The sequence below is a fragment of the Microbacterium trichothecenolyticum genome, from assembly GCF_000956465.1.
GTDB lineage: Bacteria > Actinomycetota > Actinomycetes > Actinomycetales > Microbacteriaceae > Microbacterium > Microbacterium trichothecenolyticum.
Map to the genome: position 1 here is coordinate 148,438 of NZ_JYJA01000040.1, position 25,985 is coordinate 174,422.

Genomic DNA, 25,985 nt, shown 5'->3' on the forward strand with positions numbered 1-25,985 from the left:
CAACCGCGCCGCCCGCCCTCCGGCGGGCTCGGAGGCGCGGACCGTAGAATCTCCTCGATCGTGCGGTCAGGACATCGCACAGGAGCGAACCCCCCGACAGGATGATCGTGACTTCACCGCGAGCCCCGCGGCGTGCCCCGCGCCTCGTGACCGCCGCCATGGCGGCCGGGGTGATGCTCGCCGGGCTTGTGCTGCCGGCTCCGGCGCTCGCGGCGGATCCGACCCCGAGCCCATCGCCGAGTGCGACCTCCGCCGTCCCCACGGGCACCACCGTGTTCACCCTGTCGCCGGTCGCCAACGGCATCGTGAATCCGGGCGATGCGCTGAGCGTGTCGGTCTCGATCCAGAACGGGACGGAGGCGGAACTCGCGCCCGCGACCGTCACGCTGTCGCTCGGCCGCACACCGCTCGCCGACCGCGACGACCTGGGCGACTGGCTCGACGGGAGCTCGGCCGAGCTCGCGCTGGAGCCGATCGGCACCGACACGATCGCGGCCGTCGAACCCGGCGGGTTCCAAGTCCGCGGCATCACAGTCGCCGCCGACGACCCCGCCCTCGCCGGGCTCGCCCCCGGCGTCTACCCGCTCGCCGCGTCGTACCCCGACGCGGTGGGCACCGTCACTTCGACGAGCGCGATGATCGTCCCGCCCACCGGGGCCACGGACGTCGGCATCGGCGTGGTCGTGCCGATCACCGCCGGTCCGCTCAGCGACGGCCTCCTCACCGCGGAACAGCTCGCCGAGCTGACCGCACCCGACGGCGATCTCACGAACCAGCTGGACGGCGTCACCGGAACCGCCGCCATCCTCGCGGTGGACCCTGCCGTTCCCGCGTCGATCCGGGTGCTCGGCACATCGGCTCCGGAGTCCGCGCTCGAGTGGCTCTCACGCCTCGAGACGATCCAGAACTCGCGCTTCGCGCTGCAGTTCGGCGACGCCGACGTCACCGCGCAGCTGCAGGCGGGTCTTCCGCGGCCGCTGCAGCCCACGTCGTTCACCGCGTACATGTCGTCCTCGAACTTCGCGACCCCGACTCCCACTCCGACCCCCGCTACCTCGGCTCCCACCCCGACGCCGACCGCGGCGCCGTCGGACGCGCCGACCACCGCCCCCACGCCACAGCCCGACAGCGCCCTGCCGAGCACCGACGAGCTGCTGGTCGTCGGCCCCGCCACCCGCCAGGGCGCGTACTGGCCAGCCGACGGCACAGCGGACGAGCAGATCATCTCCCGCCTCGCAGACATCGCGACCGACGACGGCACCGCGCCTGTCACGCTCATCCCCTCGGCGACGACGGATGCCGGCTCCGACGGCCGCACCGTCTCGGCACACGGCCGGGTCGGCTCCGGCGAGGTGCTCGTCTACGACAGCGACATCTCCGCCGCACTCGACGACGCATCCCAGCAGGAGGAGCCGTGGCTCCGCGGCGCCCCGCTCACCACGGCCACCGCCTACCTCGCCTTCGCGGCGGCCGAGACGAACGGGCCCCTCCTCGTGACCGTCGGCCGCGGCGAAGGGCGCTCGCGCGTCGAGCTCGGCGCCGCGATCTCCGCCGCATTCTCCGCGCCGGATGTGACGCCCCGCACCATCGCGACGGTCGCGGCGGGTGAGGCGTTCGACCTCGAGCTGACGGGTGTCGAGTCTTCGCCCGAGCGCGCGGACGCCGCATCCGCTCTCGTCGCCGACGAAAGCGAGCTCGCACGGTTCGCGACGATCCTCGACCAGCCGCCGCTGCTGACCGGACCCGAGCGGGCCGACATCCTGCAGCTGCTCGGCGTCGCGTGGATCGGCGACGCCACCTGGCCGACGGTGCTCTCCGACCACCGCGCCGCGACCGCCGGCACCCTCGACTCGGTGGCACTCCTGCCCACGAGCCCCAGCGACCTCTACGGCTCGAGCGCCGCTCTGCGATTCTGGGTGCGCAACGACCTGCCGTACCCCGTCAACCTCGTGCTCTACACGAGCCGTGACAACCTGCGACTCGACGTGCAGGGCGAGACGCCGATCGTCGCGACGCCGCAGAGCAACACCCGCGTCGAGGTGCCGGTGCAGGCCCGCGTGGGCCGCGGCGACGTCACGCTGACCCTGCAGCTGCGCAGCCCCGCCTTCGTCGCCATCGGCGAGCCCGAGTCCGTCGAGATCAACGTCTACGCCGACTGGGAGGCCGTCGGCATCGCCGCCCTCGCCGTCGTCATCGGCATCCTCCTCCTGTTCGGCATCGCGCGCACCGTGCTCCGCATCCGCCGCCGACGGAAGGGGATGGCCACCACGCCCCCTCCAGGCGCCGCTGAAGCGACGGATGCGGGCGAGGAACGGGTGTCGTCCACGCCCGACGGAGACGAGCCGTGAGCGGGATCGGGCGCGCGAGCGCTCTCATCGGCGCCGGCACGATCGTGTCGCGCCTCACGGGCTTCCTCCGCTCCGTCGTGCTGGTGTCGGCCATCGGCGCGACCACTGCGGGGGGGAACGCATTCGCGATCGCGAACCAACTCCCGAACAACATCTACGCGATCATCTCGACGGGCCTCCTGAGCGCGGTCGTCGTGCCGCAGATCGTGAAGGCGGCCGCCCATGATGACGGCGGGCGCGCCTTCGTGTCGAAGCTCTTCACCCTCGGCACCGTCGTGCTGCTCGGGACCACGATCATCGCCACCGTGGCGGCACCATGGCTTGTCGCACTGTACGCGCCGGGTTACCCGCCGCAGCAGCAGGCGCTGGCGACCGCATTCGCGTACTGGTGTCTGCCACAGATCCTCTTCTACGGACTGTTCGCGCTGGTGGGCGAGTCCCTCAATGCGCGTCGGGTCTACGGGCCGTACACGTGGGCTCCCATCGTCAACAACATCGTGTCGATAGCGGGCTTCCTGGTCTTCATCTGGCTGTTCGGGCCCACGGGTTCGGCAACGGCATGGACTCCCGAGATGATCGCAGTGCTCGCGGGCACCGCGACGCTCGGCATCGTGGTGCAGACCGGGATCCTCTTCCTCTTCTGGCGGCAGACCGGTCTGCACATCCGACCGGACTTCGCGTGGCGCGGCGTCGGGCTCGGGCAGATCGGCAAGCTCGCCGGCTGGACCTTCCTGATGGTCGTCGCAGGCCAGCTCGCCGGCCTCGTCCAGTCGCAGGTGATGTCGGAGATCCCCAAGAGCGACCCAGGCGTGTTCGTCGCCCAGAACGCCTGGCTGCTCTTCATGCTCCCGTACTCGATCATCGTGCTCTCGATCGGCACCCCGTACTTCACCCGGCTCAGTGAGCACGCTGCAGCAGGACGCGACGACGAGGTTCGCGGCGACATCGGGCGCAGCATCCGCACGCTCGGCGTGTTCGTGGTGGCGGCAACCGCTGCTTTGGCCGCGGCCGCCATCCCCGCATCCCGTATCTTCACCGACAGCCCCGACGAAGCCGTCGGCGCCGCGGGAGTGCTCCTCTGCTATCTCGTGAGCCTGATCCCGCTCGCGGTGCTGTTCGTGGTGCAGCGGAGCTTCTACGCCTACGACGACACTCGCACTCCGTTCTTCTTCACGATCCTCCAGTGCGCCATCGTCGTCCTGACCGCATGGAGCGCGCTCTGGGCGTTCCACGAAGGAGTCCTCCCCTCCGCACAGCTGGTCGCCGCGGTCGCGCTCGGCCAGTCCTTCGCCAGCGTCGTCCAGGTCATCGTCGCGACGTGGCTGCTGCAGCGCCGGCTGGGCGGGCTCCGCGTCGGTTCGTGGCTGCTCGCGCTTGGCCGCTTCGCCCTGGCCGCCATCCCTGCGGGCGCCGCAGGCTGGCTGGTCTTCCAGCTTCTGGGCGGGACGGCCGGATGGATGGTCTCCGACAAGCTCCTCGGCGCTCTGGGCGCCGCCGTCATCGGCATCGTCGTGCTCGTCGTCTATGTCGGCTTCCTCGCACTGCTGCGCGCGCCCGAGCTGTCGGTCGCCACCGGCCTCGTGCGGCGCTTCCTGCCCGGCCGGCGCTGACCACGACCCCGTGCGTCACGGAGGGCGCGGGGAACGGGTGACGGAATGCCACGCGGTTACCATGTGTTGAGGCATCCGGAGCCATCGCGCGTGTCATGAGACGTTCCGCGAGGCTTCACGAGGAAAGGTGCGCACGTGCGTCAGGTCATCATCATCGGTTCGGGTCCCGCGGGTTACACGGCGGCCATCTACGCCGCCCGGGCCAACCTGAGCCCGCTCGTCGTGGCGAGCTCGGTCGAGGCCGGCGGCGAGCTGATGAACACCACCGAGGTCGAGAACTTCCCCGGATTCCCCGAGGCGATCATGGGTCCCGACCTGATGGCGAAGATGCAGGAGCAGGCCGAGCGGTTCGGCGCCGAGGTGCTGTACGACGACGTCGTCTCGCTCGACATCGACGGCCCGGTCAAGAAGGTCACCCTCGGCAGCGGCGCCTCGCACGAGGCCGACGCGCTGGTGTTCGCCACCGGCTCGGCGCCCCGCAAGATCGGCATCGAGGGCGAAGCCCGCCTGTCGGGCCGTGGCGTGTCGTACTGCGCGACCTGCGACGGGTTCTTCTTCCGCGAGCGGGTGATCGCCGTCGTCGGCGGCGGGGACTCCGCGATGGAGGAGGCCACCTTCCTTACCAAGTTCGCCTCGAAGGTGTACATCATCCACCGCCGCGACGAGCTGCGCGCCTCCAAGATCATGCAGGAGCGCGCGTTCAAGAACGACAAGATCGAGTTCGTCTGGAACAGCGAGGTCGTCGACATCCTCGGCGACGAGGCCGTCACCGGCGTCGTGCTCGAGGACACCGTCGACGGCTCGCGCCGCGACCTGGCGCTGGACGGCGTGTTCGTCGCGATCGGCAACGACCCGCGCACGCACCTGGTGCACGACAAGCTCGACCTCACCGCCGAGGGCACCGTGTGGGTCGACGGCCGTTCGTCGCGCACCTCGGTGCCGGGGGTGTTCGCCGCCGGTGACGTGATCGACCCGACCTACCGTCAGGCGGTCACCGCCGCGGGCAGCGGCACCGTCGCCGCCCTCGACGTCGAGCACTTCCTCGCCGCACTCGGCGAAGCCGGCGCACCCGCCCCCGACGCCGCCGAGATCGACGGCCTCCCAGGCGCCGAGCCGGTCGCCAAGGTCGACGCCGCCTAGCGTCCCACCGGGTGCTGCACAAGCCCGGGAACACTTCGCGCCCATCTCGCGTTGAATGAGCGTGGACAGACTTCTCAGAGAAGGAGAAACACAGATGACCGCCAAGGCGACGACTTCCGCCACGTTCGAGCAGGACGTGCTCCAGGCCGAGGGTCCGGTGCTCGTGGACTTCTGGGCGGAGTGGTGCGGCCCGTGTCGCATGGTCTCGCCCGTCCTCGACCAGATCCAGTCGGAGCACCCCGACAAGATCACGATCCTCAAGCTCAATGTGGACGAGAACCCCGACCTCGCGATGAAGTACCAGATCACCTCGATCCCTGCGATGAAGGTGTTCAACAAGGGCGCAGTCGAGACGACCATCATCGGCGCCAAGCCGAAGTTCGCGCTCGAGCAGGACCTCGCGGCCTACATCGGCTGAGTCCGCTCGCGCTTCCCGAAGACCCCGCCGATCCGTTCGGCGGGGTTTTCGCCGTTCTACCGGGTATTTCCACTGTATGCCGATTCCGGCATCCGGGATTCTCTCGAGAATCTTCCCGCGCGCTGTCGATCTGCGCGAGGCTGGTTCGACGCACATGGTGAAGGGGCCGAACAGGGCCCCCAACCGGGCCGTCATCGCCCCGACGAAAGGGATTCCCATGCGTTACATGCTCATCATGCAGGTCGGAGCCGAGGCTGCTGCGGCGTTCGACCCCGAGACCTTCGACATGGCGGAGGCATACGCTGCCATGGGCGCGTACAACGAGGAGCTGCAGAAGGCCGGTGTGTTCCTGAGCGCGGAGGGTCTGTCGGACGCCTCGGAGGGCTTCCGTGTCGACTTCGACTCCGTCCCGCCCGCCGTCACCGACGGACCGTTCGCCGAAGCTCGAGAGGTCTTCACCGGCTACTGGATCCTCGAGGTCGCATCCCGTGAGGAGGCCGAGCACTGGGCGCGCAAGTGCCCGCTGGGCCCCGGCACCGCGCTGGAGGTGCGTCGCGTCAACGAGCTCAGCGACTTCGACCAGAACGACGAGTGGATCGCCAAGGAGAAGGAGTGGCGCGCCGCCAACTCGTGACTCGTGAGGTGCGGGCTTCAGCCCGCTTCGGCACGCACCGTCGGGTCCCACCGGCGGTGCGTGTTCGCATCACCCAGCAACGACCACACGGCGCGGGTGAGCGGGGGATAGTCGATCGCGATCTGCCTCAGCACGCGGTAGTGACGGCTGGCATTCGGCCGCGACCCGCCGTCGGCCGCGATGTTCTCGGCGCGAAGCAGATAGACGACGAGTTCGTCGACGGACGGCAGATCGTCCATGAACTCCCACGGGTCCTCGCCGGCACGGAGGCGCTCGTGCACCAGCACCGAGAGTTCGTCGGCGGCTTCGGCGCGGAGCACCTCGAGGCTCGCACGTCGCCGCGGGGTCTGGTCCTCGTTCGCCATCAATCCAGGGTACGTGCCGATCCCGACACCGTGGGCCACGCGCCTACGCTGGCAGCATGAGCCCCGACGACGATGCCCACGCGCGCCGCGCGGTCGAAGCCGTGTGGCGCGACGAGTCCGCTCGCATCGTCTCGGCGCTGACTCGGCACACCGGCGACTTCGCATGGGCCGAGGATCTCGCTCAGGAGGCGCTTGTCGAAGCCCTCGCCGCGTGGCCGGGCAGCGGCATCCCCGACAATCCAGGAGCCTGGCTCATGTCGGTCGCCAAGCGGCGCGCGATCGACGGGTGGCGCCGACGCGAGCGGATGTCGCAGCGGGAGCCCCTGTTCGTGTCAGAGGCTCTCGTGGCCGAGGCGATCGACTCGGTGCCTGACGACGCCGACCCCGACCGCATCGACGACGATGTGCTGCGTCTCGTCTTCGTCGCGTGCCATCCCGTGCTCCCGGCACAGGCGCGGCTCGCTCTGACCCTGCGCGCGGTGGCCGGTCTCACCACCGACCAGATCGCCCGGGCGCTGCTGATGACCGTGCCGACCGTGCAGCAGCGCATCGTCCGAGCCAAGCGGACTCTCGCCGTGGAGAGCGTGCCGTTCGAGGTGCCCGACCGTGCGGAACGCCCGGCGCGGCTTGCGAGCGTCCTCCAGGTGATCTATCTCCTCTTCACCGAGGGGTACTCGGCGGCCGAGGGGGAGGGGCCCATACGTCCCGATGTCGCGCGTGAGGCGGTCCGCCTGGGTCGGCAGCTCGCCGCCCTCATGCCGCGCGAGCCCGAGATCTGGTCGCTCATCGCGCTCATGGAGTTCCAGTCGTCGCGCTTCGCCGCGCGCATCGACGCCGACGGCCTCCCGGTGACCCTGGGAGACCAGGACCGCCGCCGATGGGACCGTTCCGCGATCGCCCGCGGTCTCGAAGCGATGGAGCGAGCGGATGCCTCCACCCGAGGACTCGGCTACTACGGCCTGCAAGCCGCCATCGCGCAGTGCCACGCGGTCGCTCCGTCGTTCGCCGAGACGGACTGGGAGCAGATCCTCCGGTTGTACGACGCGCTGGAGTCGCTCGCGCCGTCGGCTGTCGTCCGCCTCAACCGCGCCGTCGCGCTCTCCATGGCACGCGGCCCCGAGCCCGCCCTCGCCGTGGTGGACGCGCTCGAGCCGGAGCTGTCCGGGTTCCGCCCTCTCCCCGCCGTACGCGCGGAGCTTCTGGAGCGGCTCGGCCGAACGGATGCCGCAGCCGCGGCGTTCCTCGCAGCGGCAGAGCTGCCAGGCAATGCCGCGGAGGGCGAAGCGCTGCGTCGGCGGGCGGAGGCGCTCGGACGCCTATGAGGCCTCGAGGGCCCCGTACTCCGTCTCACCGAGCTCAGCGAGGATGCGGTTGAGATCCTGAATCGTAGCGAAGTCGATGCTGATCTGGCCTTTTCGTGCCGTCAGTGCGATCTTCACCCGAGTGTTGAGCCGATCGCCCAGTCGTCCAGCGACCTCATCCAGGTGGGCGCGGCGCGAGCCGGCCTGTGGCTTGACGGAACGGGTGGGGGAGGCATCCGGAAGCTTCGCCGCAGCCTCCGCGGCACGCACCGAGAGATCCTCGTTGACGATCTTGTCGGCGAATCGCTGCATCGCCGTCGGGTCTTCCAGAGACAGGATCGCGCGGGCGTGCCCGGCGGTGAGCACTCCCGCGGCGACTCGCTGCTGCACCGGCATCGGGAGCTTGAGGAGGCGGATCGTGTTGCTGATCTGCGGACGCGAGCGGCCGATGCGGGTGGCGAGCTCTTCCTGCGTGATGCCGAAGTCCTCCAGCAGCTGCTGGTACGCCGAAGCCTCCTCGAGGGCGTTCAGCTCAGAACGGTGCAGGTTCTCCAGCAGCGCGTCGCGCAGCAGGTGCTCGTCAGCGGTGTCGCGCACGATCGCGGGGATCGAGGTGAGTCCGGCCTCACGCGCGGCGCGTGTACGGCGCTCACCCATGATGAGCTCGTATTCGCCCTTCTCGTTGAGCCGGACGACCACGGGCTGCAGCACGCCGAACTCTCGCACGCTGTGCACAAGCTCCGCGAAGTGCTCGGGGTCGAAGTTCGTGCGCGGCTGGCGCGGGTTGGGCACGATGTCGTGCGGGTCGATGTGCGCCAGTCGGGCGCCGGGCACCTCGACGAGATCCTCCTGCCCGTCGGACTCAGCGGCCTCGGCGGCCGGCTCCGCTTCGGCCACGGCGACGGCCCGGGGGAAGAAGACATCTGCGGGACGCTCGTCGGCCTGCTCACTGGTCGGGATCAGTGCGCCGATTCCGCGGCCGAGTCCTGTGCGCTTCGCTGCCATCAGGCGCCCCTTTCGTTCGAGGCGCTGTCGCGCCGGATCATCTCGACGGCCGCCTCGCGATACGCGATGGCGCCGGCCGACTGTCCATCGTAAGCGAGAACCGACTGCCCGAAACTCGGTGCCTCCGAGACGCGCACCGAACGCGGGATGATGGTGTCGAGCACTTCGGCGGGGAAGTGGGCGCGCACCTCGTCGGCGACCTGCTGTGCGAGCCTCGTGCGCCCGTCGTACATCGTCAGCATGATGGTCGACAGTTCCAGGCGGGGGTTGAGGTGCTTCTGGATCATCCGCACCGTGCCGAGCAGCTGGCTCAGTCCCTCGAGTGCGTAGTACTCGCACTGGATGGGGATGAGGAGCTCACTCGCCGCAGTGAACGCGTTGATCGTGAGGAGTCCGAGCGAGGGCGGGCAGTCGATGAGGATGAAGTCGAGCTCGCCCGGGTTGTTCGCGAGATAGTCATCGACGGCGACGCGCAGTCGATGCTCGCGTGCGACCTGCGACACGAGTTCGATCTCAGCACCGGCGAGGTGGATGGTGCTCGGCGCACAGAGCAGGTTGGGCGACTCGGGGCTCACCTGGATGATGTCGGCCAGCGGGAACTCGTCGATGAGCACATCGTAGACGCTCGGCGTATCAGCGGTGTGCGGCACTCCCAGCGCCGTCGACGCGTTGCCCTGCGGGTCGAGGTCGATCACAAGCACCTTCGCGCCACGCTCGGCCATTGCGGCGGCCAGGTTGACGGTGGTCGTCGTCTTGCCGACGCCGCCCTTCTGGTTCGAGACGGTGAGGACTCGAGTGCGACCGGTGAGCTGGACGTTGGCTTCTTCGAGCGCCTTGCGACGTGCGGTGAGGTCTGCGAGCTCCCGCGCGATGGGGGAGTCGTCTTCTTCCTGCGCGAGTGCGGCGCCGTCTTGCTGCGCGATGGGGGATTCCTCTTCCTGCGTGACGGTGGAGCCCTCGGGGGATGGGACGACTTCGGGCGCGGAGTCAGCGTACTCAGCAGGTGCGACATCTTCGTCGGAGTCTGTGCGCTCAACCGCGTCCTCCTGCGAGGCGACCTCGTCGGGAACGGCGTCATGGGGTACAACTTCTTCTTCGAGAGCGGCCGCCGCGTCGGGTACGGTGCTTTCGCTGAGGGAGTGGGTCTCGATGGCGACGGCCTCCGGAATCGACGCAGCATCCTGCTCTGCAGACTGCGGTGCCCAGGCGGTCGACGGCTCATCGGACGAGAAGGATGCCTGAGCGTCACTCTCGTCGGGTTGTTTCACGTGAAACTCTCCCCCGTGCCCGAGCCGCTCAACATCGTCTTCCACCCTATCCCGCCTTCCCCCCATCCCCAGCCGCCGGAGCCACTTATTCATGCGTTCCTTACCGTTCCACGTGGATGACCCACTCTCCCTAGTCAACCCCGCGAAGTAGGTTGGAGCACGCCAACCCGCCGCTCGAACACGACTGAGAAATCCCTCATCTGAGCCGGAGCCGACCGCCCCGTCCGCGCGCGGTCGCCCCGCGCCCGAGCGGCCGGCCACCCAGCCCGCGCATCGTCGCGTTGACGGGTAAGATTGCGCCGAGCAGGTGGGTTGTTCCGCGCGACGCTCGCGAGGGATGCGTGAACCGAACCGTGCGCAGCTGGGTCCCAAAAGTCCCCATGTTTCACGTGAAACAGGGCAACCTTGTTGCGACCCGGTGTGATTGTTGGGTACCCGCGTCCGCACCCCGGCGTCGAGACGCGTTACCTCGGCTCGACCGCGGGCCGCCAGGTCCAGAGAACCATCCACTGCGCGCCCCCGCGGTGGTCGGCCGAGTTCCAGTTGAGGTCGGTCGGCCCTCCGGTGGAGGGAGTGCTTCACGTGAAACTTGCCGCGACGCCGTCCCCGAGCCGAGCAGTTCAGGACTCTCCACCGCAGGAAGGCGTCACGATCTTCAGGCACACGCGCAACCTCGCCTCGAGCCCGGCTCCTACCACCATCGTCGGAGGCACTCATTCACCCTAGCCAGACGGCGCTGACCTGATGCCTCTACGAGGAGGGCCCCAAGCCCCGCGGAGCAGCCGTCCTCGCTCCGGTCCCTTGTCTGTTGACATCGATTACCTTCGCGACCCCGGAACACTGCCGCGAGCTTCCGGTTCACCGGCGCTGATCACCCCTCATTGCGGGCCCTCGAGCAAGACGGTCGCGCCTGACGCCCGGCCCATCGCCCCGGATGCCCGCCCCAGCGCGGCTCGACGGCGGCGTCGCAGTGTCGAGCACGCGGCGCTCTCTGACCATCGAGCGCGGCGTCGGCGTCGGCGATCACGCCGGTCGAGATCCAACCCCGCTGCCACGCGTGCGGATCGGATCCCTCCGGGGCCGGCCCGGGAATCGCGTCCACTCGGAGACTCACCGACGGCCGTGCTGGTCGCGATGACGCCATGGCGGGCATGGGCCGGGGATCGCGAAGGGGTCGATCCCCTCTGACATTGTTTCCGGGCGAACCGCTGCTGGCGGGCAGTATTGAACGTCACGGACCCCGTCCATCAAGTGTGACGGCCAGACGGAGACTCGCGCATGTTTCACGTGAAACCATTCGAGGGGTGAGGGGCCGCGATCGACATCGCCCTCGATGGTCGCCTCCCACCAAGGAGGCTTCCGCTCAAGGCAGCTGCTCGCTGCTCCCATCGTCGGCGTGAACGGGCCGGGCGCCGCGGCAAGAGCGGCCACCCAGTGAGACAAGTCCGTGAGACGGTGGTCCGTGACGCGGTTCACCTCGTGTGTGCGCCGGTTGGTGCCGCACGCTTCGACACGATGACGCCCGCACGAATGTCACGGATCCGTGAAGCGCCGCGTCGTCGACGACCCTCTCCGCCCCCCGTTTCACGTGAAACGGAACATGCGGCGCGGTCGTGCGCGGCTGCGACACTGGCGGTGAACACCTCGTCCGCGGGGTGGCAGAACCGTACACTCGGAAATCAGGATGCGGCCCTGCGAGACACCCAACCCCTGCCAATTGACGACAGAGGCCTGTGGGCTTTCCGGGACTTCGTCGCGATGGCACTCTTTGACATCTCGTGGGCGTCGGCGTCGCCGAACACCACACACGGAGCGATTCCGCGCAGCTCCACCGTCGTGCGCAGCCCACCCAGCGTGAGCTGCTCAAGAAGACGCTGCCCCGGTCTGGTCGCACGCCCGCCAAATGACACGACACCTTGAGCGGACGAGGGTCGCACGATCGCCCGGCAGCCCCCGGCGGACGTCGCGGCTCGGGCCAGCTCGCCGCGGAGTGGAGAGGCTCGTACCACGCAGCACGCACCTCCATCACCGCTAGTCCCCTCCCGATCTGTGCCGCACGAGCGCGGTCTGTCCGGCACGGCGCGCGGCGCGTCATAGCCTCCCCGGGCGGAGTGTTCCTCGACCTCGCCGCCAGCACATGAGCAACCTGGGTCCTCATCGGAATACACGAACCTGCCGCACCCGATTGGGCGCAGATCACGGTTACGGCGATGGTTCCCACGCCCCGCACCCACAGCACGGTCGCCTCCCGGCACCTACGGCATGCGAACACGACAAATCTGTGCAGCGACGCTCGAGCCCGGCCATCCGGCCCGTGACAACCATCATCAGCGCAATGGGCGTGCCCCTTCTCGAAGTTCGGGGAGCTGCAACCAACCGTCGGGGGAGAGGGGGCGGGCATCCAGCGATCTTCGCTCCCTAGCCCCCGTGGTCAGCTCTGCGACTACTAAGTACTCCGCCCGAACCGTAACCGCCGCGTAGATTCGTGAACGTCAACGGGGTGTGCAGAGCATCTTCATCAACCCACCGGATCTCCGGGCTGGGTTGGGGCTAGACCGGCTTGCCTGCGACGCCGTCGGAGCCGCGTAGGCCGTGCATCGTGCCCAAGTCGGCTTTCGCAAGAGACAGTCCGCCGCCAGAGAGCCATGTCCCAGCTTTCGGGACGCCGGCCCACGGCCGTCGCCATCCGCCCTCTCTCACTGCGGGTACGCAAGCGTCGATCCCGAATCCGGCAGACGATTCCTCGTGCCGCCAAACGCCTGTTCCCATCCGGCTCACCAATTCACGCGCGAATCGTCGATGTTTCACGTGAAACGATCGGCGAGCACCACCAGCCTGTCCAGCGCGGAGAATACGCCCGCTGAGGGCCGAAGGGTATCGACGCATCGATACAGCGGCGGGACGGCAAACGCTGCCCGACAGCAGTGAGCGCTGATTGGCACCCCCTGTCGTCAGGTCCGCAAGCGGGATCATCGAACCCCGGGGTTCGACGACGCGGGTCACGGAGATCTCATTCCTCTGCCTTCACACGTGAGACACAGCTCAGATGCGATCTCGCTTAGGAGTCCCCGCCACGTCCGGCAACGCGCCTCTGGTCTGTTCCTCGCCGCCGCATGTTTCACGTGAAACGTGATCGATGACGCCGCGCCGGTGAGGTCGATCGAGTTCAGAGGGTGGCGTCGGAAGACGAGAGCAGTCCATGCTCCTCGCAGCCAAGATCCGCACACACCGCAGCGACAGTGCAGTGAATGACTGGTTGCTCGGATCGGGTTGACTCCAAGTGTCGAGGTGACAGGGGAGCATGACGAACTTGAGTTCGGCCGACGTGTCAACTGGTCCGGAGGTTGCGCGGCGCGTTGGAGCTCTACCGTCGCGCCCGTATGCAGCGACTGCGTCCTGACAATTGACCAAGGGGAGGGGCTCCGGCGGACTGACGCGCTCATGTCCGGCCAGTATCCGGCTTGCACGGAAGCGACGACTCAGCCATTCCCGCCGCTCCAGTGAAGACGCAGGCCGCGATATCCGCCACGCGCAATGGACGGTCCGAGCACCGACATACGGCACCGGTCCGCCGCCGCAGAGGACGATGGAACTGGCGCGTAGCGTGCAGGGTTGCCTGCCATCTTGTGGTCAAATCTCAGAATTGCAGTGCTGGAGCCCAGGAACGTCACACCAAGCCAGAATGCCATCCGTAAGTCGGGTTCAAGGCTCACCGCATGAAGACCGGCTGCGGACGCAACATCGTGTCTGCCGCGGCGTTGCACGACCGAACCAGAGATCGCACACCGATCACCTTCGTCATGGGTGGGTCCGACGGCTTCGCCGATGCCGCGGCGGCCATTCGGAACACGGGCGCCGGCAGACGGACACAACCTCATCGGATTCGAGCTGCCCACAGGTCAACTGATCAACGAACGGGACGCGCTGATGTGACCGTCCGCTTGCCGGTGCACGCGCGAGGCTGCCGCGTTTCCCACGCGCGCCCGACGCCGGTGCGATCTGTCCCCATCGGCGCGCACCGTTTCACGTGAAACGCTTGCTCGCGCCACACAGGCACCCGCGAGACCCCACGGGCTCCACGCCCGTCATCCTCCATCGATCCGCCGCCGACGCCTGCTCGTACAGGGCCATGACATCGTCAGGCAGGACAAGCGTGAGGCCGATGGACGCATGAACGCCGGAGGATCGGCCCGCGAGGCGTCCGTCCCGTTGCTGCTGGCGCGATCGACCGTCGCGACACGGCTGGCCGCGCGTCCGTCCGCAACCCCGGGCCGACGTGGATGATCCCGACACCCGGTGGGTCGCGAGCACAGACCTGGGTACGATGCCGCGCCCCGCCCACCGCACACCGCCCAGCCCGCACTCCCGCCACGAGCCCGGCTCGTGTGACATGTGTCTCGACTCACATGTGTCACCTCCGACCGGAGCGTCACTCCCTTCGGTGTGAGCCCCCGGGTGTCAGCACCTCCACGACGACAGCAGACCGCGCGCTCTCGCGATGATCCGCCTAGGACGACGTGGGCACGCCCATCTCATCCGCCCGGATTGACCGTCAGGGAGGCGCTCCCACCCGATATCGAAGGGCTGGCAGCGGATCACGCCGGTAACCGACATGAAGCGCGCCATTGATCGGAATTCCATGGTCGGAGGCGCACTGGCGCGGCGTCGGACCAGACCTCCGCCGTTCGAGTGCGCATTGGACGCACGTCTGCGTGCGCTTCGCGGGCACAGCGGCGGTCCGTGCACGAGCGACCGTGAACGCGAGACGTGCGCCGCCGCCAGGCGACCACGGCCGGCCGACGAGCAATCTCGGCAGAGCAGCAGCGGGCCAGCGACTAGCGCGGACGCCACGCGTTCACGCGGTGCCACACATCCTCGAGGCGAACACAACTCTTCACCTGCCACGCCAGACCGCCTCAGCCGTGCTCCGTCGGTCATCGCACCACGGCGCGCATCCCTGCGAACTCCGCCTCGACCAGCAGAACTGAGGCTCAATGTCTCGTCGAGTGCCGGGCCGTCGTCGCGCCAAGACGAGCCGCCAGTCAGGCCCAGCCTACGAAACCGTTTCACGTGAAACATGCCCGATTCGTCGGTCAGAACCGGTCCCGCCCGACGAATCGCGAGTCCACCATCACGCCGCCCACGGCCCATCGGTGCGAAGTGTGCCCGACGAGCCCATCGAGCGCCGGCTCTGCGAGCACCACACGACGAGGACGCCGTAGGGTCGGTGTCGAGGCAGCGGAGGCCTGGGTCCGTTCGGTCAATCCTCCCGAACGCGGCCGACACTCAAGTTATCGGAGACCAGCCATCAGCGTACGGTGGCTCGGATCACCCGCGACGGTTCGGAGAGCACGCCCTCGCCGACGACCTCGACACGGGGGTTCGTCACCTTGAACTTGCGGAGCTGCTTCTCGGCAGCCTCGATCTCGTTCGCGGCGCTCGTCCCTTTGAGGAGGATGAGCTCACCGCCGTCTCGGACCAGGGGAGCGGTGATCGGCACCAGGGTGCGCAGAGCGCTCACGGCGCGGGCGGTGACGGCGTCCAATGAAGGACCGCGTTTCCAATCCTCGGCGCGTGCGCGCAGCACCTCGACGTTGTCGAGTTGAAGCGCCCCGGCCTGTTCCGACAGCCACGCGACCCGGCGCTCCATCGGCTCGATGAGAACCCACTCGACGTCGGGACGAGCGATGGCGAGTACGAGGCCGGGAAGGCCGGCGCCTGATCCCACATCCCCGACGCGGCCCGAGAACAGGGGAGCGATGATCGCGCTGTTGAGGATGTGGCGCGACCAGAGGCGCGGCGGTTCGAGCGGGCCGATCAGCCCGCGCTCTTCGCCGTGCTGTCCCAGCGCTTCGGCGAACTTCCGCGCCACGTCGATCCGGTCGCCGAAGATCTCGGCGGCGGCCTCAGGTTCCTGCTCGATCTCGATCATCGAAACTTCGACAAGCTCAGTACGAGTGTTTCACGTGAAACGCGCGGCTCAGCCGCGACGGATCACGGTGTGGCGGTCGGCGCCCTCGCCGTACGACTCGGACACGAAGCCACGCTCGGCGACGATATCGTGGACGACCTTGCGCTCGTAGCTCGACATGGCCGGCAGTGACGCCTGCGAGGCGCCGTCGTCCAGCCGGGCGATCGCGCGGTCGACGAGAGCGGTCAACTCGTTCTGCCGCGCGTCGCGCGAGCCGCCGATGTCGAGGATCAGGCGCGAGAAGCGACCCGTGCGATTCTGCACCGCGATGCGCGTCAGCTCCTGGAGCGCCTGAACGGTGTCAGGCGCTGCGATCAGATCGACCGATCCGCCAGACGGCGCTTCAACCGACACGTAGGCGCGGCCTGCGCGCACATCGAGATCGAGATCGCCGTCGATATCCGCGATGTCGAGCAGACCCTCGATGAAGTCCGCGGCGACGTCGCCTTCCTCCTCGAGCTGGGCGACGGTCGCGGGGATCCGCTCTTCTCGCGTGTCGACAGGGGCGTACTCAGGGGACGTGGTCATGGCGTGATCCTCGGGTGTGACGTCGGTCGGGTACTTCAGGAAGCGGAGCCGGTGCCGGGCTTGCCCGGATCGGTCCCACCGGGGACCTGGCCGCCCTGCTTCTGGCCGGTCCCGGGCTGCTTCTGCCCCTGCTTCTTCGCGCGCTGCTTGCTCACAGGCTGCTGCCGCTTCGGCGCCGCGGCCTTCGCCCGTTCGGCCTCTTCGTACAGGCGCTGCTGCTCGGCGACGTACTTCTCCATCGGGACGACCTTGCCCGACGCGTCGATCGCCTTGCCCTTCTTCGCGAGGCGCTCCTCGCGGGCCTTGGCCGCGTCGGAGCCGGGGGTCGGCATCTCGCGGATGACGAGGAACTGCTGGCCCATCGTCCACAGGTTCGACACGAACCAGTAGATGACGACGCCGAGCGGGAAGAAGATACCCGAGAAGATGAAGCCCAGCGGCAGGATGTACAGCATGATCCGCTGCATCTGGTAGGCCTGGCCGGTCTTGGCCTCGGGGGAGAGGTTCTTCGAGATGATCTGCAGCTGCGTGAAGAACTGCGACGCGATCATGAGCACGACGAGCGTGACCAGGATGATGATCGCCGGGGTGTTGCCGGCCTGCCATGCCTGGATCAGCGTCTCGTGCAGCGACGCGACGCCGAAGAGCTTGGCGTTGTAGAACTCCGCCGTGAGCTCGGCGCTGAGCAGACCCACACCACCGGTGCCGGCGGCGTAGTGCTTGGTGACGTCGTTGAGCACACTGAACAGCGCGAAGAACACGGGCATCTGCACGAGCAGCGGGAGGCAGCTCGAGACCGGTGTCGTGCCGTGCTTCTTGTAAAGCGCCATCGTCTCGCGGCTCATGGCCTCACGAGACAGCTGGTCCTTCTTGCCCTTGTACTTCTCCTGGACTTTCCGCAGTTCAGGAGCGATTTCCATCATCTTGCGCTGGCTCTTGATCTGCCGAACGAAGAGAGGGATCATCGCGGAACGCACGACGATCACGAGACCGACGATCGCCAGCACCCACGTGATGCCGTCTGCCGGCGGGAGCCCGATCGCGGTGAAGAGCCAGTGCCAGAAGACGAGCACCGCCTCGACGGCCCACTTGAGCGGCCACAGGATGATCCCGAAGAGATCGAATCCGCCGTTCGTCGCTGGAGCGGAAGGCGACGGCGTCGAGGCGAGGGCTGACAAGAGATCCATGTGGAGGATCAGTCCTTTCCGGTGGGGGCAGGCACGACGAACCCGTGGCGGGTAAGCGCGTGCCGGAAGTTCTTGCGGGGCGGCACGTCATCGACGCCGCCGACCGCCCAAGGGTGACAGCGTGCGATGCGCGCCGCGGTCAGCGCCGATCCCACGACGGCGCCGTGCTGCTGCACCGCTCCGACGGCGTACGCCGAGCACGACGGGTAGTACTTGCAGACGTCGCCGTAGGTGTGCGAGATCGTGGCACGGTAGCCGTGCAGCAGCGCGAGCAGCGCATTGCGGGGGAGCAGAGGGATGCTGCGCAGAGAATCGGATGCCGCGAACTCGGCGTCTCCGAACGCGTAGGCGGGAAGAACGCTCATGCGGCCCTCCGTGCGAGGCACTTCACGACGTCGCTGCGCAGATCATCGAAGGATGCGGATGCCGCACTGGGCAGTGCGCGGATCACGACCTCGCTGCCGGGCGCGACCGAGTCGATGGACTCGAAGCACAGCGCCTTCAGCCGGCGACGGACGGTGTTGCGCACGACCGCGCCGCCCACCTGCTTGCTCACGATGAAGCCGAACCGCGCCGGACCATCGGTCACGGCGCGGTTCACGTAGGTGATGGTGTGCGCTCCGGCACACCGACGGCCCCGACGGACAACGGCCTTGTACTCCGATCCGCGGGTGAGTCGGTGCGGCCTCGCGAGCACCGCTCGGCTCAGGCCGAGAGCTCGGTGCGCCCCTTGGCGCGGCGAGCCGACAGGATCGAACGGCCGGCGCGCGTGCGCATGCGGGCGCGGAAGCCGTGCTTCTTGGCGCGGCGGCGGTTGTTGGGCTGGAAGGTGCGCTTGCTCATGGGGACTACTTCCGATCAGGTGTCACCGGGACGCTCGAGACCGGGGACGTGTGTACAGGGGCGACTGCCGCGAGGGCATAAGTCAACCGATTAAGGCTACGTCGACTTGCCCGAGAACTCAAACCGAGCGCAGAACGTGTCATTATGCACCGGCGAGGCGATCCACCCTGGCACCGACACGCAGGCCGGTTCTACAGTGGAGTTTGCTCACGCGACGCCTCCTGACTAGCGTGGCTCCGGCAGTTATCCACAGGCCTGGACCGACTTTTCCGCGGCCTCCGGTGGAATCATCGACAACCCGGGGGGGCCATGACACCGCACGAAGTTCCAGATGTACCGGTCTGGACGGCCGTTCTGGACGAACTCGTGCGAGACGATCGCATCACCCCGCAGCTGCACGGCTTCATCAGCCTGGCAGTTCCGCAGGGGGTGATGGGCGGGACGCTCTATCTCGACGTCCCCAACGATCTGACCGCGGCTCAGTTCACCAAGCGCATGCGCGCGCCGATCCTCGAGGCTCTCACGCGCGTCGGCCAGGACGTCCAGGACCCCGCGTCGAATTTCCGTGTCGTCGTGAACCCGGATCTCGCGGATGCGCACCTCACGGCACCCATCCCGGTCCAGTCCGCGGCGCCGCCGATCGCGCCGCCCGTCGGCCTGCAGTCCGGGCCCCCCGTCGGACGCCCGCCGCTCGACGAGCCGGGGGACGCAGCATCCGTTTCGCGCAGCGATACGCGACTGAACCCGAAGTACACGTTCGACAACTTCGTCATCGGGCAGTCCAACCGCTTCGCCCATGCGGCGGCGGTCGCGGTGGCCGAGGCGCCGGCGAAGGCGTACAACCCGCTCTTCATCTACGGCGACTCGGGTCTGGGCAAGACCCACCTGCTCCATGCCATCGGCGACTATGCGCTGAGTCTCTACGCCGGCATTCGCGTGCGCTACGTGTCGAGCGAGGAATTCACCAACGACTTCATCAACTCGATCGCCAACAACCGGGGCTCGGCGTTCCAGGCGCGGTACCGCGATGTCGACATCCTCCTGATCGACGACATCCAGTTCCTGCAGGGACGCGCCGAGACGCAGGAAGCCTTCTTCCACACGTTCAATCAGCTGCACGATCACGACAAGCAGGTCGTGATCACGAGCGACGTGCCCCCGAAGCACCTCACCGGCTTCGAGGACCGCATGCGCAGCCGGTTCGAATGGGGCCTCATCACCGACGTGCAGGCGCCCGACCTGGAGACGCGTATCGCGATCCTCCGCAAGAAGGCGCAGTCCGAGAGACTCCACATCCCCGACGAGGTCATGGAGTACATCGCGACCGTCGTGTCGAGCAACATCCGCGAGCTCGAGGGCGCACTCATCCGCGTCTCGGCGTTCGCGAGTCTCAACCGCTCGACCCTGGACATGTCGCTCGCCCAGACGGTGCTGCGCGACATCGTCGACCAGGACGACGCCAACGTCATCTCTCCGACCGACATCATCACGGCGACCGCGGCCTACTTCAAGCTCACCGTGGACGACCTCTACGGCTCGAGCCGGTCGCAGTCGGTCGCCACGGCGCGTCAGATCGCGATGTATCTGTGTCGCGAGCGCACGAGCCTGTCGCTGCCCAAGATCGGGCAGCTGTTCGGCAACCGCGACCACACGACCGTGATGTACGCGTACAAGAAGATCAGCGAGCTCATGAAGGAGCGTCGCTCCATCTACAACCAGGTGACCGAGATCACCGCCCAGCTCGGCCGCAACGGTCGCTGAACCGTCCTCTACACCCGGCGAGGGGCCAGTGCGTCACGGCGCGCTGGCCCCTCGCCGCATATGCCTCAAGAAGTTCTTGACACGCGTGGGCAGCAGGGGCCAAGATTCCGGTTCTTCACAGTGTGGAAAACCTGTGGATAACTCTCCCAAGCTGCGGAAACTGCTGTGAACGAGCGGGGGAGACCTGTGGATGGATTGCGGAATCCACAGGTTCTGTCATTCGTCTTTCCGATCGCTCTCCGGAGCATCTCCACAACTCACAAGAGTGTGGTTTCCGTCTCTCGACTGGCAACGCGACAGTTGTCCACAGTTTCCACAGCCGTTAACACCATGACAAGAAATCTTTGTGATGAAACCCGTCCGATCACCTTTGCGGTGGACGAGCCCCGAGACGAGAAGCGGACTGGCAATCTCCGAGGCTGGCACTAGCATGAGAACCCCGAGCCCGCAGTCGAAGGGCCCGCTGCAGAGGGAGCGTTCGTGAAGTTCCACGTCAATCGCGATGTGTTCAGCGAAGCCGTATCGTTCGTCGTCAAACTCCTGCCGCAGCGCAACCCACAGCCGATCCTCGCGGGCGTGCTGATCGAGGCATCCGCCGAAGGCCTCTCGCTCGCCGCGTTCGATTACGAAGCGTCCGCGCGCACCACTATCGAGGCCACCGTCGACGAACCGGGCACGATCCTCGTCCACGGCCGGCTGCTCTCCGACATCGCCAGCCGTCTGCCGAACGCGCCGATCCAGATCGAGGTCGACGAAGACGGCGGGATCCTGCTCACCTGCGGCTCCGCGCGCTTCACCCTCGCCTCGATGCCGGTGCAGGAGTACCCCGCGATCCCCGAGGTGACAGGCGACTCCGGCCTCGTCCCCTCCGAGGATTTCGCCACGGCGATCGCACAGGTCGCATTCGCCGCCTCGCGCGACGACGTCACCCCGGTGCTCACCGGCGTGCAGCTCGAGGTCTCGGGCACGACCCTCAGCCTCGTCGCCACCGACCGCTATCGCGTCGCGCTCCGCGAGATCCCCTGGGACGGCGGCAGCACAGCGAGCGATGAGTCGACCACCGCACTCGTCCCCGCACGCACCCTGACAGAGGTCGGCAAGACGTTCGCGCACGGCGCCGACATCTCGATCGCATTCTCCGGCTCGGGGGACCGCGAGATCATCGCCTTCACCGCCGGGAACAAGACCGTCACGTCGTTGCTCATCAAGGGAAACTTCCCGCCGGTTCGGCGCCTGTTCCCCGAGCAGACCGAGCACCACGCGGTCGTCAACACGGCCGAGCTCGCCGAGGCCGTGCGCCGTGTGTCGCTCGTCCTCGACCGTTCGGCCCCGCTGCGTTTCACCTTCACGGCCGACAGCGTGTCGATGGATGCCTCGGGCACCGAGCAGGCTCGCGCCACCGAGTCCGTCGACGCGACGCTGCTCGGCGGCGACGAAGTCACCCTGGGTCTCAACCCCCAGTACCTGCTCGAGTCGCTCGGCGCCGTGAAGAGCGAGTTCGTGCGCATCACGTTCACCTCGAGCGACAACGCGAACAAGCTGAGCCCCGTGCTCATCACGCCGCAGACCTCGGTCGACCGCGCCGGCTCGGACTCGTTCCGCTACCTGCTGCAGCCGAACCTGCTCCTGCGCTGATCGGTCCGTCGTCGGAGCCCGTCACTAGGCTTGTCCGGTGATCGTGGAGCATCTGAGTCTCGTCGACTTCCGCAACTACGCGGCCGCCGACGTCGAGCTCGGGCCCGGTCCGAACGTCTTCGTCGGCCGCAACGGTCAGGGCAAGACGAATCTCGCCGAGGCCATCGGCTTCTTCGCGACCCTCGGCTCGCACCGGGTCTCGAACGACGCGCCGATGGTGCGTGACGGGGCAGATGCCGCGATCATCCGTGCGCGATTGGCCCACGGTGAGCGTCGCGTCCAGCTCGAAGCGCAGGTGAACCGGCAGGGTTCGAACAAAGCGCGGGTCAACGGGGCACCGGTGAAACCGGCAGAGCTCCCCCGCTACGCGCAGGTGGTCCTCTTCGCTCCCGAAGATCTGCAGATCGTGCGCGGGGACCCGTCCGCGCGCCGGCGCTTCGCCGATCAGCTCCTGGTGCAGCGCACTCCCCGCATGGCCGGGGTCATCGCGGACTACGACCGCGTGCTCAAGCAGCGCACCGCACTGCTCAAGTCGGCGAAGGCGCGCGGCGTCCGCGGCGACGCGCTCTCGACGCTCGACGTGTGGGACGAGAAGCTCGTCTCGCTCGGCACCCAGCTGATCGCCGCACGCCTCGCCCTCGCGACCGACCTCGCGACCCCGCTCGCGGCCGCCTATACGGCCATCGCGGGGGCCGATCACAACCCCGAGATCGAGTGGGCACTCTCGGTCGCGGGCGCCGACACCGGCGAAGACGGCGATTCGGGGGCCGGTTCGACGCCGGGCCACGCGGCTGAGACCGCGAGGACGGATGCCCCGACCACCCGTATCGCGGAGCTCTTCCGTCAGGCGCTGGCGGCGAAGCGCACGTCCGAGCTCGAGCGCGGGCTCACGCTGGTCGGACCGCACCGCGACGACCTCCTGCTGCGGATCCGCGGCCTTCCGGTCAAGGGGTACGCATCGCACGGCGAGTCGTGGTCGGTCGCGCTCTCGCTTCGGCTCGCGTCGGCGCAGCTGCTGCGGGCGGAGTCGCGCCTCGGCGACCCCGTGCTCATCCTCGACGACGTCTTCGCCGAACTCGACACCGACCGCCGCGCGCGCCTGGCGCACCTGGCGGCCGACTACGAGCAGGTCGTGGTCACCGCCGCGGTCGAGGGCGACGTGCCCGGGGAGCTCCGCGCGCGGATGGTGCGCGTCGAGGCCGGTCGCATCGTCGGTCCCGTCGAGCCGGAGGCGGCGGATGCCTGACCCCGGTGAGCAGCCGAAGCCCGCACCCCTTGATCGCACGGCTGTCCCGGAGACGATCGCGACATACCTGCGCCTGCGCGGACTCGAGCCCTCCGCCCGGTCGTATCGCAAGCGCCGCCGCCGCACCCAGGACGACGAGAACATCCCGTTCGCGCCGGGGCGCGACCCTCGCGGCGTCGGCGATGTGCTCGCAGACCTGACCCGTGAGGCCGGCTGGGACCCCCAGCTCGCGCGGGAGGACGTCGTCCGGGCGTGGGATCAAGTGGCAGGCGACGACACCGCGAAGCACACCCGGCCGGTCGCGTTCTCGGACGGGACGCTCACCATCCAGGCCGACTCGACGGCGTGGGCGAAGCAGCTCCAGCTGATGCGCGCGCAGATCCTCTCTGAGATCGTCCGCCGGTACCCGGAGGCCGGGGTGAGCGCGGTCCGCTTCATCGGGCCGGACGTCCCCTCCTGGAAATGGGGTCCCAGAACGATTCCAGGGCGCGGTCCGCGCGATACCTACGGATAAGCCACGTCGGGAGGCATCCAGGCGATTTTTCTCCCCTTACAGGGGCGTAGAGCGCTGTGATCGGGCCGTTACCCGATAGACTGTCAGGGCCCGTGTCGAAGGATTTGGAGCCCTCGCGAAGATGACGTCTGACAACCCCGATAACGTTTCCGAGGAACCCGAAACGCCCGCTCCGGCTCCCAACGGAACTCCCAGCGATTACGGGGCAGACGCCATCCAGGTGCTCGAGGGCCTCGAGGCCGTCCGCAAGCGACCCGGCATGTACATCGGCTCGACCGGTGAGCGCGGTCTCCACCACCTCGTCTACGAGATCGTCGACAACTCCGTCGACGAGGCCCTCGCCGGCTATTGCGACACGATCAACGTGACGATCCTGCCCGACGGCGGCATCCGCTGCGTCGACAACGGCCGCGGCATCCCCGTCGACATCCACCGCACCGAGGGCAAGTCGACCGTCGAGGTCGTTCTGACCGTGCTTCACGCCGGCGGAAAGTTCGGCGGCGGCGGGTATGCGGTGTCGGGCGGTCTCCACGGCGTCGGTTCGTCGGTCGTGAACGCGCTGTCGACGCGCCTCGAGGTGGAGGTGAAGCGTCAGGGGCACGTCTGGCGTCAGTCCTACCGCGACGGCGGGCAGCCGCAGGCGCCACTCGCGAAGGGCGAGCCGACCGAAGAGACCGGAACGATCATCCAGTTCTGGCCCGATGACACCATCTTCGAGTCGGTGAACTTCGACTACGACACGCTGCGCACGCGGTTCCAGCAGACGGCATTCCTCAACAAGGGGCTGCGCATCACGCTGTCCGACGAGCGTCCCTCGTCGACATATGTGACGGATGCCGAGGGCGGAGGCTCTGAGGAGCGTCAGCCGTTCGACGACTTCTACTACGAGCGCGGTCTCGTCGACTACGTCGAGTACCTCAACAAGGTGCGTCACGCCGACGTCGTGAACGACGAGATCATCGAGATCGAGTCGGAGGACACGGTCCGCCACATCTCCCTCGAGCTCGCGATGCAGTGGACCTCGAGCTACACCGAGAACGTGTTCACGTTCGCCAACACGATCAACACGCACGAGGGCGGCACTCACGAGGAGGGCTTCCGTGCGGCGCTGACCACCCGCATCAACGCGTACGCGCGCGAAAAGAGTCTCCTCAAGGAGAAGGACGACAACCTCACCGGCGACGACATCCGCGAGGGTCTCACCGCCGTGATCTCGGTCAAGCTCTCCGAGCCGCAGTTCGAGGGCCAGACCAAGACGAAGCTCGGCAACACCGAGGCGAAGGCGTTCGTGCAGAAGGTCGTCGGCGACCAGCTCGCCGACTGGCTCGACCGCAACCCGGTGCAGTCCAAGCGCGTCATCACGAAGGCCATCGATGCCGCCACCGCGCGTATGGCGGCCCGCAAGGCGCGCGAGACCGCGCGCCGCAAGAGCGTGTTCGAGTCGGCGGCGATGCCCGACAAGCTCAAGGACTGCACCAGCAAGGACCCGTCGATCAGCGAGATCTTCCTCGTCGAGGGCGATTCGGCCGGCGGCTCCGCAGTGCAGGGCCGTGACCCGCACACCCAGGCGATCCTGGCGCTGCGCGGCAAGATCCTGAACGTCGAGCGCGCGCGTCTGGACAAGGCGCTCGGCAACCGTGAAGTGCAGGCGATGATCCAGGCCTTCGGCACGGGAATCGGCGAGGACTTCGACATCGACAAGGCCCGCTATCACAAGATCGTGCTGATGGCGGATGCCGACGTCGATGGCCAGCACATCACCACACTGCTGCTCACCATGCTGTTCCGCTACATGCGCGGGCTCATCGAGGCCGGCTTCGTGTACCTCGCTATGCCGCCGCTCTACCGCCTCAAGTGGACCAACTCCGCGCACGAGTACGTCTACTCCGACAAGGAGCGCGACGCGCTGCTCGCCGACGGGCTTGCCAACGGCAAGCGGATCCCCAAGGAGGGCATCCAGCGCTACAAGGGTCTGGGCGAGATGAACGCCAAGGAGCTGTGGGAGACCACGATGGACCACTCCACCCGCACACTCCGCCAGGTGACCATCGACGACGCGGCCGCCGCGGACGAGATCTTCTCGGTGCTGATGGGCGAGGACGTCGAGTCGCGCCGAACGTTCATCCAGCGCAACGCCAAGGACGTCCGCTTCCTCGACATCTGACCCTGCGACGGGTACAGACACCGAGGTTCACAAAGAAGACGAGATAG

The 25,985-nt window shown here is 67.9% G+C and carries 20 protein-coding genes; 11 read left to right on the forward strand and 9 right to left on the reverse strand.

Translation table 11 applies throughout. The features are described from left to right. The first annotated feature begins 107 nt into the window (after positions 1-107). The 5 genes from RS82_RS17865 (at position 108) to RS82_RS17885 (ending at position 6,150) form a co-directional block, all read left to right on the forward strand. The gene (locus RS82_RS17865; protein WP_157005670.1) at positions 108-2,348 is read left to right on the forward strand and encodes a DUF6049 family protein; all 2,241 of its coding nucleotides are present in this window, start codon (positions 108-110) and stop codon (positions 2,346-2,348) included. After that, positions 2,345-3,958, forward strand: a complete 1,614-nt coding sequence (murJ, locus tag RS82_RS17870) for a murein biosynthesis integral membrane protein MurJ (protein ID WP_045301940.1) — start codon at positions 2,345-2,347, stop codon at positions 3,956-3,958. Before RS82_RS17865 ends, murJ begins: the two co-directional genes overlap by 4 nt. Positions 3,959-4,093: 135 nt before the next feature. Beyond that, positions 4,094-5,098, forward strand: a complete 1,005-nt coding sequence (gene trxB / locus RS82_RS17875; RefSeq protein WP_045301942.1) for a thioredoxin-disulfide reductase — start codon at positions 4,094-4,096, stop codon at positions 5,096-5,098. Between the two features lie 94 nt (positions 5,099-5,192). Further along, on the forward strand, positions 5,193-5,516 hold the full coding sequence (gene trxA / locus RS82_RS17880; protein ID WP_045301944.1) for a thioredoxin: 324 nt from the start codon (positions 5,193-5,195) through the stop codon (positions 5,514-5,516). Positions 5,517-5,733: 217 nt separating this feature from the next. Next, positions 5,734-6,150, forward strand: a complete 417-nt coding sequence (locus tag RS82_RS17885; RefSeq protein ID WP_045301946.1) for a YciI family protein — start codon at positions 5,734-5,736, stop codon at positions 6,148-6,150. 17 nt (positions 6,151-6,167) lie between these two features. Here the strand turns inward: RS82_RS17885 and RS82_RS17890 are convergent, their stop codons facing one another. Beyond that, positions 6,168-6,515 carry a hypothetical protein gene (locus RS82_RS17890; protein WP_045301948.1) on the reverse strand — a complete coding sequence of 116 codons (348 nt, stop codon included), beginning with the start codon at positions 6,513-6,515 and terminating at the stop codon, positions 6,168-6,170. 56 nt (positions 6,516-6,571) lie between these two features. Here RS82_RS17890 and RS82_RS17895 point away from each other — a divergent pair, with 56 nt between their 5' ends. Next, complete coding sequence (locus tag RS82_RS17895) at positions 6,572-7,837, forward strand: RNA polymerase sigma factor (protein ID WP_045301950.1); 1,266 nt, start codon at positions 6,572-6,574, stop codon at positions 7,835-7,837. On the opposite strand, the gene RS82_RS17900 is transcribed toward RS82_RS17895, so the two are convergent. The 8 genes from RS82_RS17900 to rpmH all read right to left on the reverse strand — a co-directional run bounded on the left by RS82_RS17900 (position 7,832) and on the right by rpmH (position 18,618). Next, the gene (locus RS82_RS17900; protein WP_045301951.1) at positions 7,832-8,821 is read right to left on the reverse strand and encodes a ParB/RepB/Spo0J family partition protein; all 990 of its coding nucleotides are present in this window, start codon (positions 8,819-8,821) and stop codon (positions 7,832-7,834) included. The genes RS82_RS17895 and RS82_RS17900 overlap by 6 nt on opposite strands. Further along, positions 8,821-9,744: a ParA family protein gene (locus RS82_RS17905; RefSeq protein WP_052676938.1), complete on the reverse strand. Its 924-nt coding sequence runs from the start codon at positions 9,742-9,744 to the stop codon at positions 8,821-8,823. Before RS82_RS17905 ends, RS82_RS17900 begins: the two co-directional genes overlap by 1 nt. A 5,653-nt stretch (positions 9,745-15,397) precedes the next feature. Then, positions 15,398-16,021, reverse strand: coding sequence for a 16S rRNA (guanine(527)-N(7))-methyltransferase RsmG (gene rsmG / locus RS82_RS17910; RefSeq protein WP_045301955.1), 624 nt, complete (start codon positions 16,019-16,021; stop codon positions 15,398-15,400). Positions 16,022-16,069: 48 nt separating this feature from the next. Beyond that, the gene (locus RS82_RS17915) at positions 16,070-16,588 is read right to left on the reverse strand and encodes a Jag family protein (RefSeq protein WP_045301957.1); all 519 of its coding nucleotides are present in this window, start codon (positions 16,586-16,588) and stop codon (positions 16,070-16,072) included. Positions 16,589-16,623: 35 nt separating this feature from the next. Next, positions 16,624-17,775: a membrane protein insertase YidC gene (gene yidC, locus RS82_RS17920; protein ID WP_045301959.1), complete on the reverse strand. Its 1,152-nt coding sequence runs from the start codon at positions 17,773-17,775 to the stop codon at positions 16,624-16,626. An 8-nt stretch (positions 17,776-17,783) separates the two neighbouring features. Then, positions 17,784-18,140 (reverse strand): membrane protein insertion efficiency factor YidD, encoded by a 357-nt coding sequence (yidD, locus tag RS82_RS17925; protein WP_045301961.1) that lies wholly within the window; start codon positions 18,138-18,140, stop codon positions 17,784-17,786. Further along, positions 18,137-18,472, reverse strand: a complete 336-nt coding sequence (gene rnpA / locus RS82_RS17930) for a ribonuclease P protein component (RefSeq protein WP_045301963.1) — start codon at positions 18,470-18,472, stop codon at positions 18,137-18,139. Before rnpA ends, yidD begins: the two co-directional genes overlap by 4 nt. Before the next feature lie 8 nt (positions 18,473-18,480). After that, on the reverse strand, positions 18,481-18,618 hold the full coding sequence (rpmH, locus tag RS82_RS17935) for a 50S ribosomal protein L34 (protein WP_005054680.1): 138 nt from the start codon (positions 18,616-18,618) through the stop codon (positions 18,481-18,483). A 309-nt stretch (positions 18,619-18,927) separates the two neighbouring features. Here rpmH and dnaA point away from each other — a divergent pair, with 309 nt between their 5' ends. From dnaA to gyrB, 5 genes are all read left to right on the forward strand, one after another. Continuing rightward, entirely contained in the window at positions 18,928-20,379 is a 1,452-nt protein-coding gene (gene dnaA, locus RS82_RS17940; RefSeq protein WP_045301967.1) for a chromosomal replication initiator protein DnaA, read from the forward strand. 480 nt (positions 20,380-20,859) lie between these two features. Next, on the forward strand, positions 20,860-22,014 hold the full coding sequence (gene dnaN / locus RS82_RS17945; protein WP_045301969.1) for a DNA polymerase III subunit beta: 1,155 nt from the start codon (positions 20,860-20,862) through the stop codon (positions 22,012-22,014). A gap of 37 nt (positions 22,015-22,051) precedes the next feature. Further along, on the forward strand, positions 22,052-23,260 hold the full coding sequence (gene recF, locus RS82_RS17950; RefSeq protein ID WP_045301971.1) for a DNA replication/repair protein RecF: 1,209 nt from the start codon (positions 22,052-22,054) through the stop codon (positions 23,258-23,260). Beyond that, on the forward strand, positions 23,253-23,774 hold the full coding sequence (locus RS82_RS17955) for a DciA family protein (RefSeq protein WP_045301973.1): 522 nt from the start codon (positions 23,253-23,255) through the stop codon (positions 23,772-23,774). Before recF ends, RS82_RS17955 begins: the two co-directional genes overlap by 8 nt. Before the next feature lie 121 nt (positions 23,775-23,895). After that, complete coding sequence (gene gyrB, locus RS82_RS17960; RefSeq protein WP_045301975.1) at positions 23,896-25,938, forward strand: DNA topoisomerase (ATP-hydrolyzing) subunit B; 2,043 nt, start codon at positions 23,896-23,898, stop codon at positions 25,936-25,938. Positions 25,939-25,985: the final 47 nt, after the last annotated feature.

What these genes read in the sequence shown, in the direction of transcription:
- yidC (WP_045301959.1), bottom strand. Translation starts at nt 17,775, where the DNA reads ATGGATCTCTTGTCAGCCCTCGCCTCGACGCCGTCGCCTTCCGCTCCA.
- yidD (WP_045301961.1), bottom strand. Translation starts at nt 18,140, where the DNA reads ATGAGCGTTCTTCCCGCCTACGCGTTCGGAGACGCCGAGTTCGCGGCA.
- RS82_RS17895 (WP_045301950.1), top strand. Translation starts at nt 6,572, where the DNA reads ATGAGCCCCGACGACGATGCCCACGCGCGCCGCGCGGTCGAAGCCGTG.
- gyrB (WP_045301975.1), top strand. Translation starts at nt 23,896, where the DNA reads ATGACGTCTGACAACCCCGATAACGTTTCCGAGGAACCCGAAACGCCC.
- RS82_RS17890 (WP_045301948.1), bottom strand. Translation starts at nt 6,515, where the DNA reads ATGGCGAACGAGGACCAGACCCCGCGGCGACGTGCGAGCCTCGAGGTG.
- RS82_RS17900 (WP_045301951.1), bottom strand. Translation starts at nt 8,821, where the DNA reads ATGGCAGCGAAGCGCACAGGACTCGGCCGCGGAATCGGCGCACTGATC.
- RS82_RS17915 (WP_045301957.1), bottom strand. Translation starts at nt 16,588, where the DNA reads ATGACCACGTCCCCTGAGTACGCCCCTGTCGACACGCGAGAAGAGCGG.
- dnaA (WP_045301967.1), top strand. Translation starts at nt 18,928, where the DNA reads ATGACACCGCACGAAGTTCCAGATGTACCGGTCTGGACGGCCGTTCTG.
- RS82_RS17885 (WP_045301946.1), top strand. Translation starts at nt 5,734, where the DNA reads ATGCGTTACATGCTCATCATGCAGGTCGGAGCCGAGGCTGCTGCGGCG.
- trxA (WP_045301944.1), top strand. Translation starts at nt 5,193, where the DNA reads ATGACCGCCAAGGCGACGACTTCCGCCACGTTCGAGCAGGACGTGCTC.
- rsmG (WP_045301955.1), bottom strand. Translation starts at nt 16,021, where the DNA reads ATGATCGAGATCGAGCAGGAACCTGAGGCCGCCGCCGAGATCTTCGGC.
- rpmH (WP_005054680.1), bottom strand. Translation starts at nt 18,618, where the DNA reads ATGAGCAAGCGCACCTTCCAGCCCAACAACCGCCGCCGCGCCAAGAAG.
- RS82_RS17955 (WP_045301973.1), top strand. Translation starts at nt 23,253, where the DNA reads ATGCCTGACCCCGGTGAGCAGCCGAAGCCCGCACCCCTTGATCGCACG.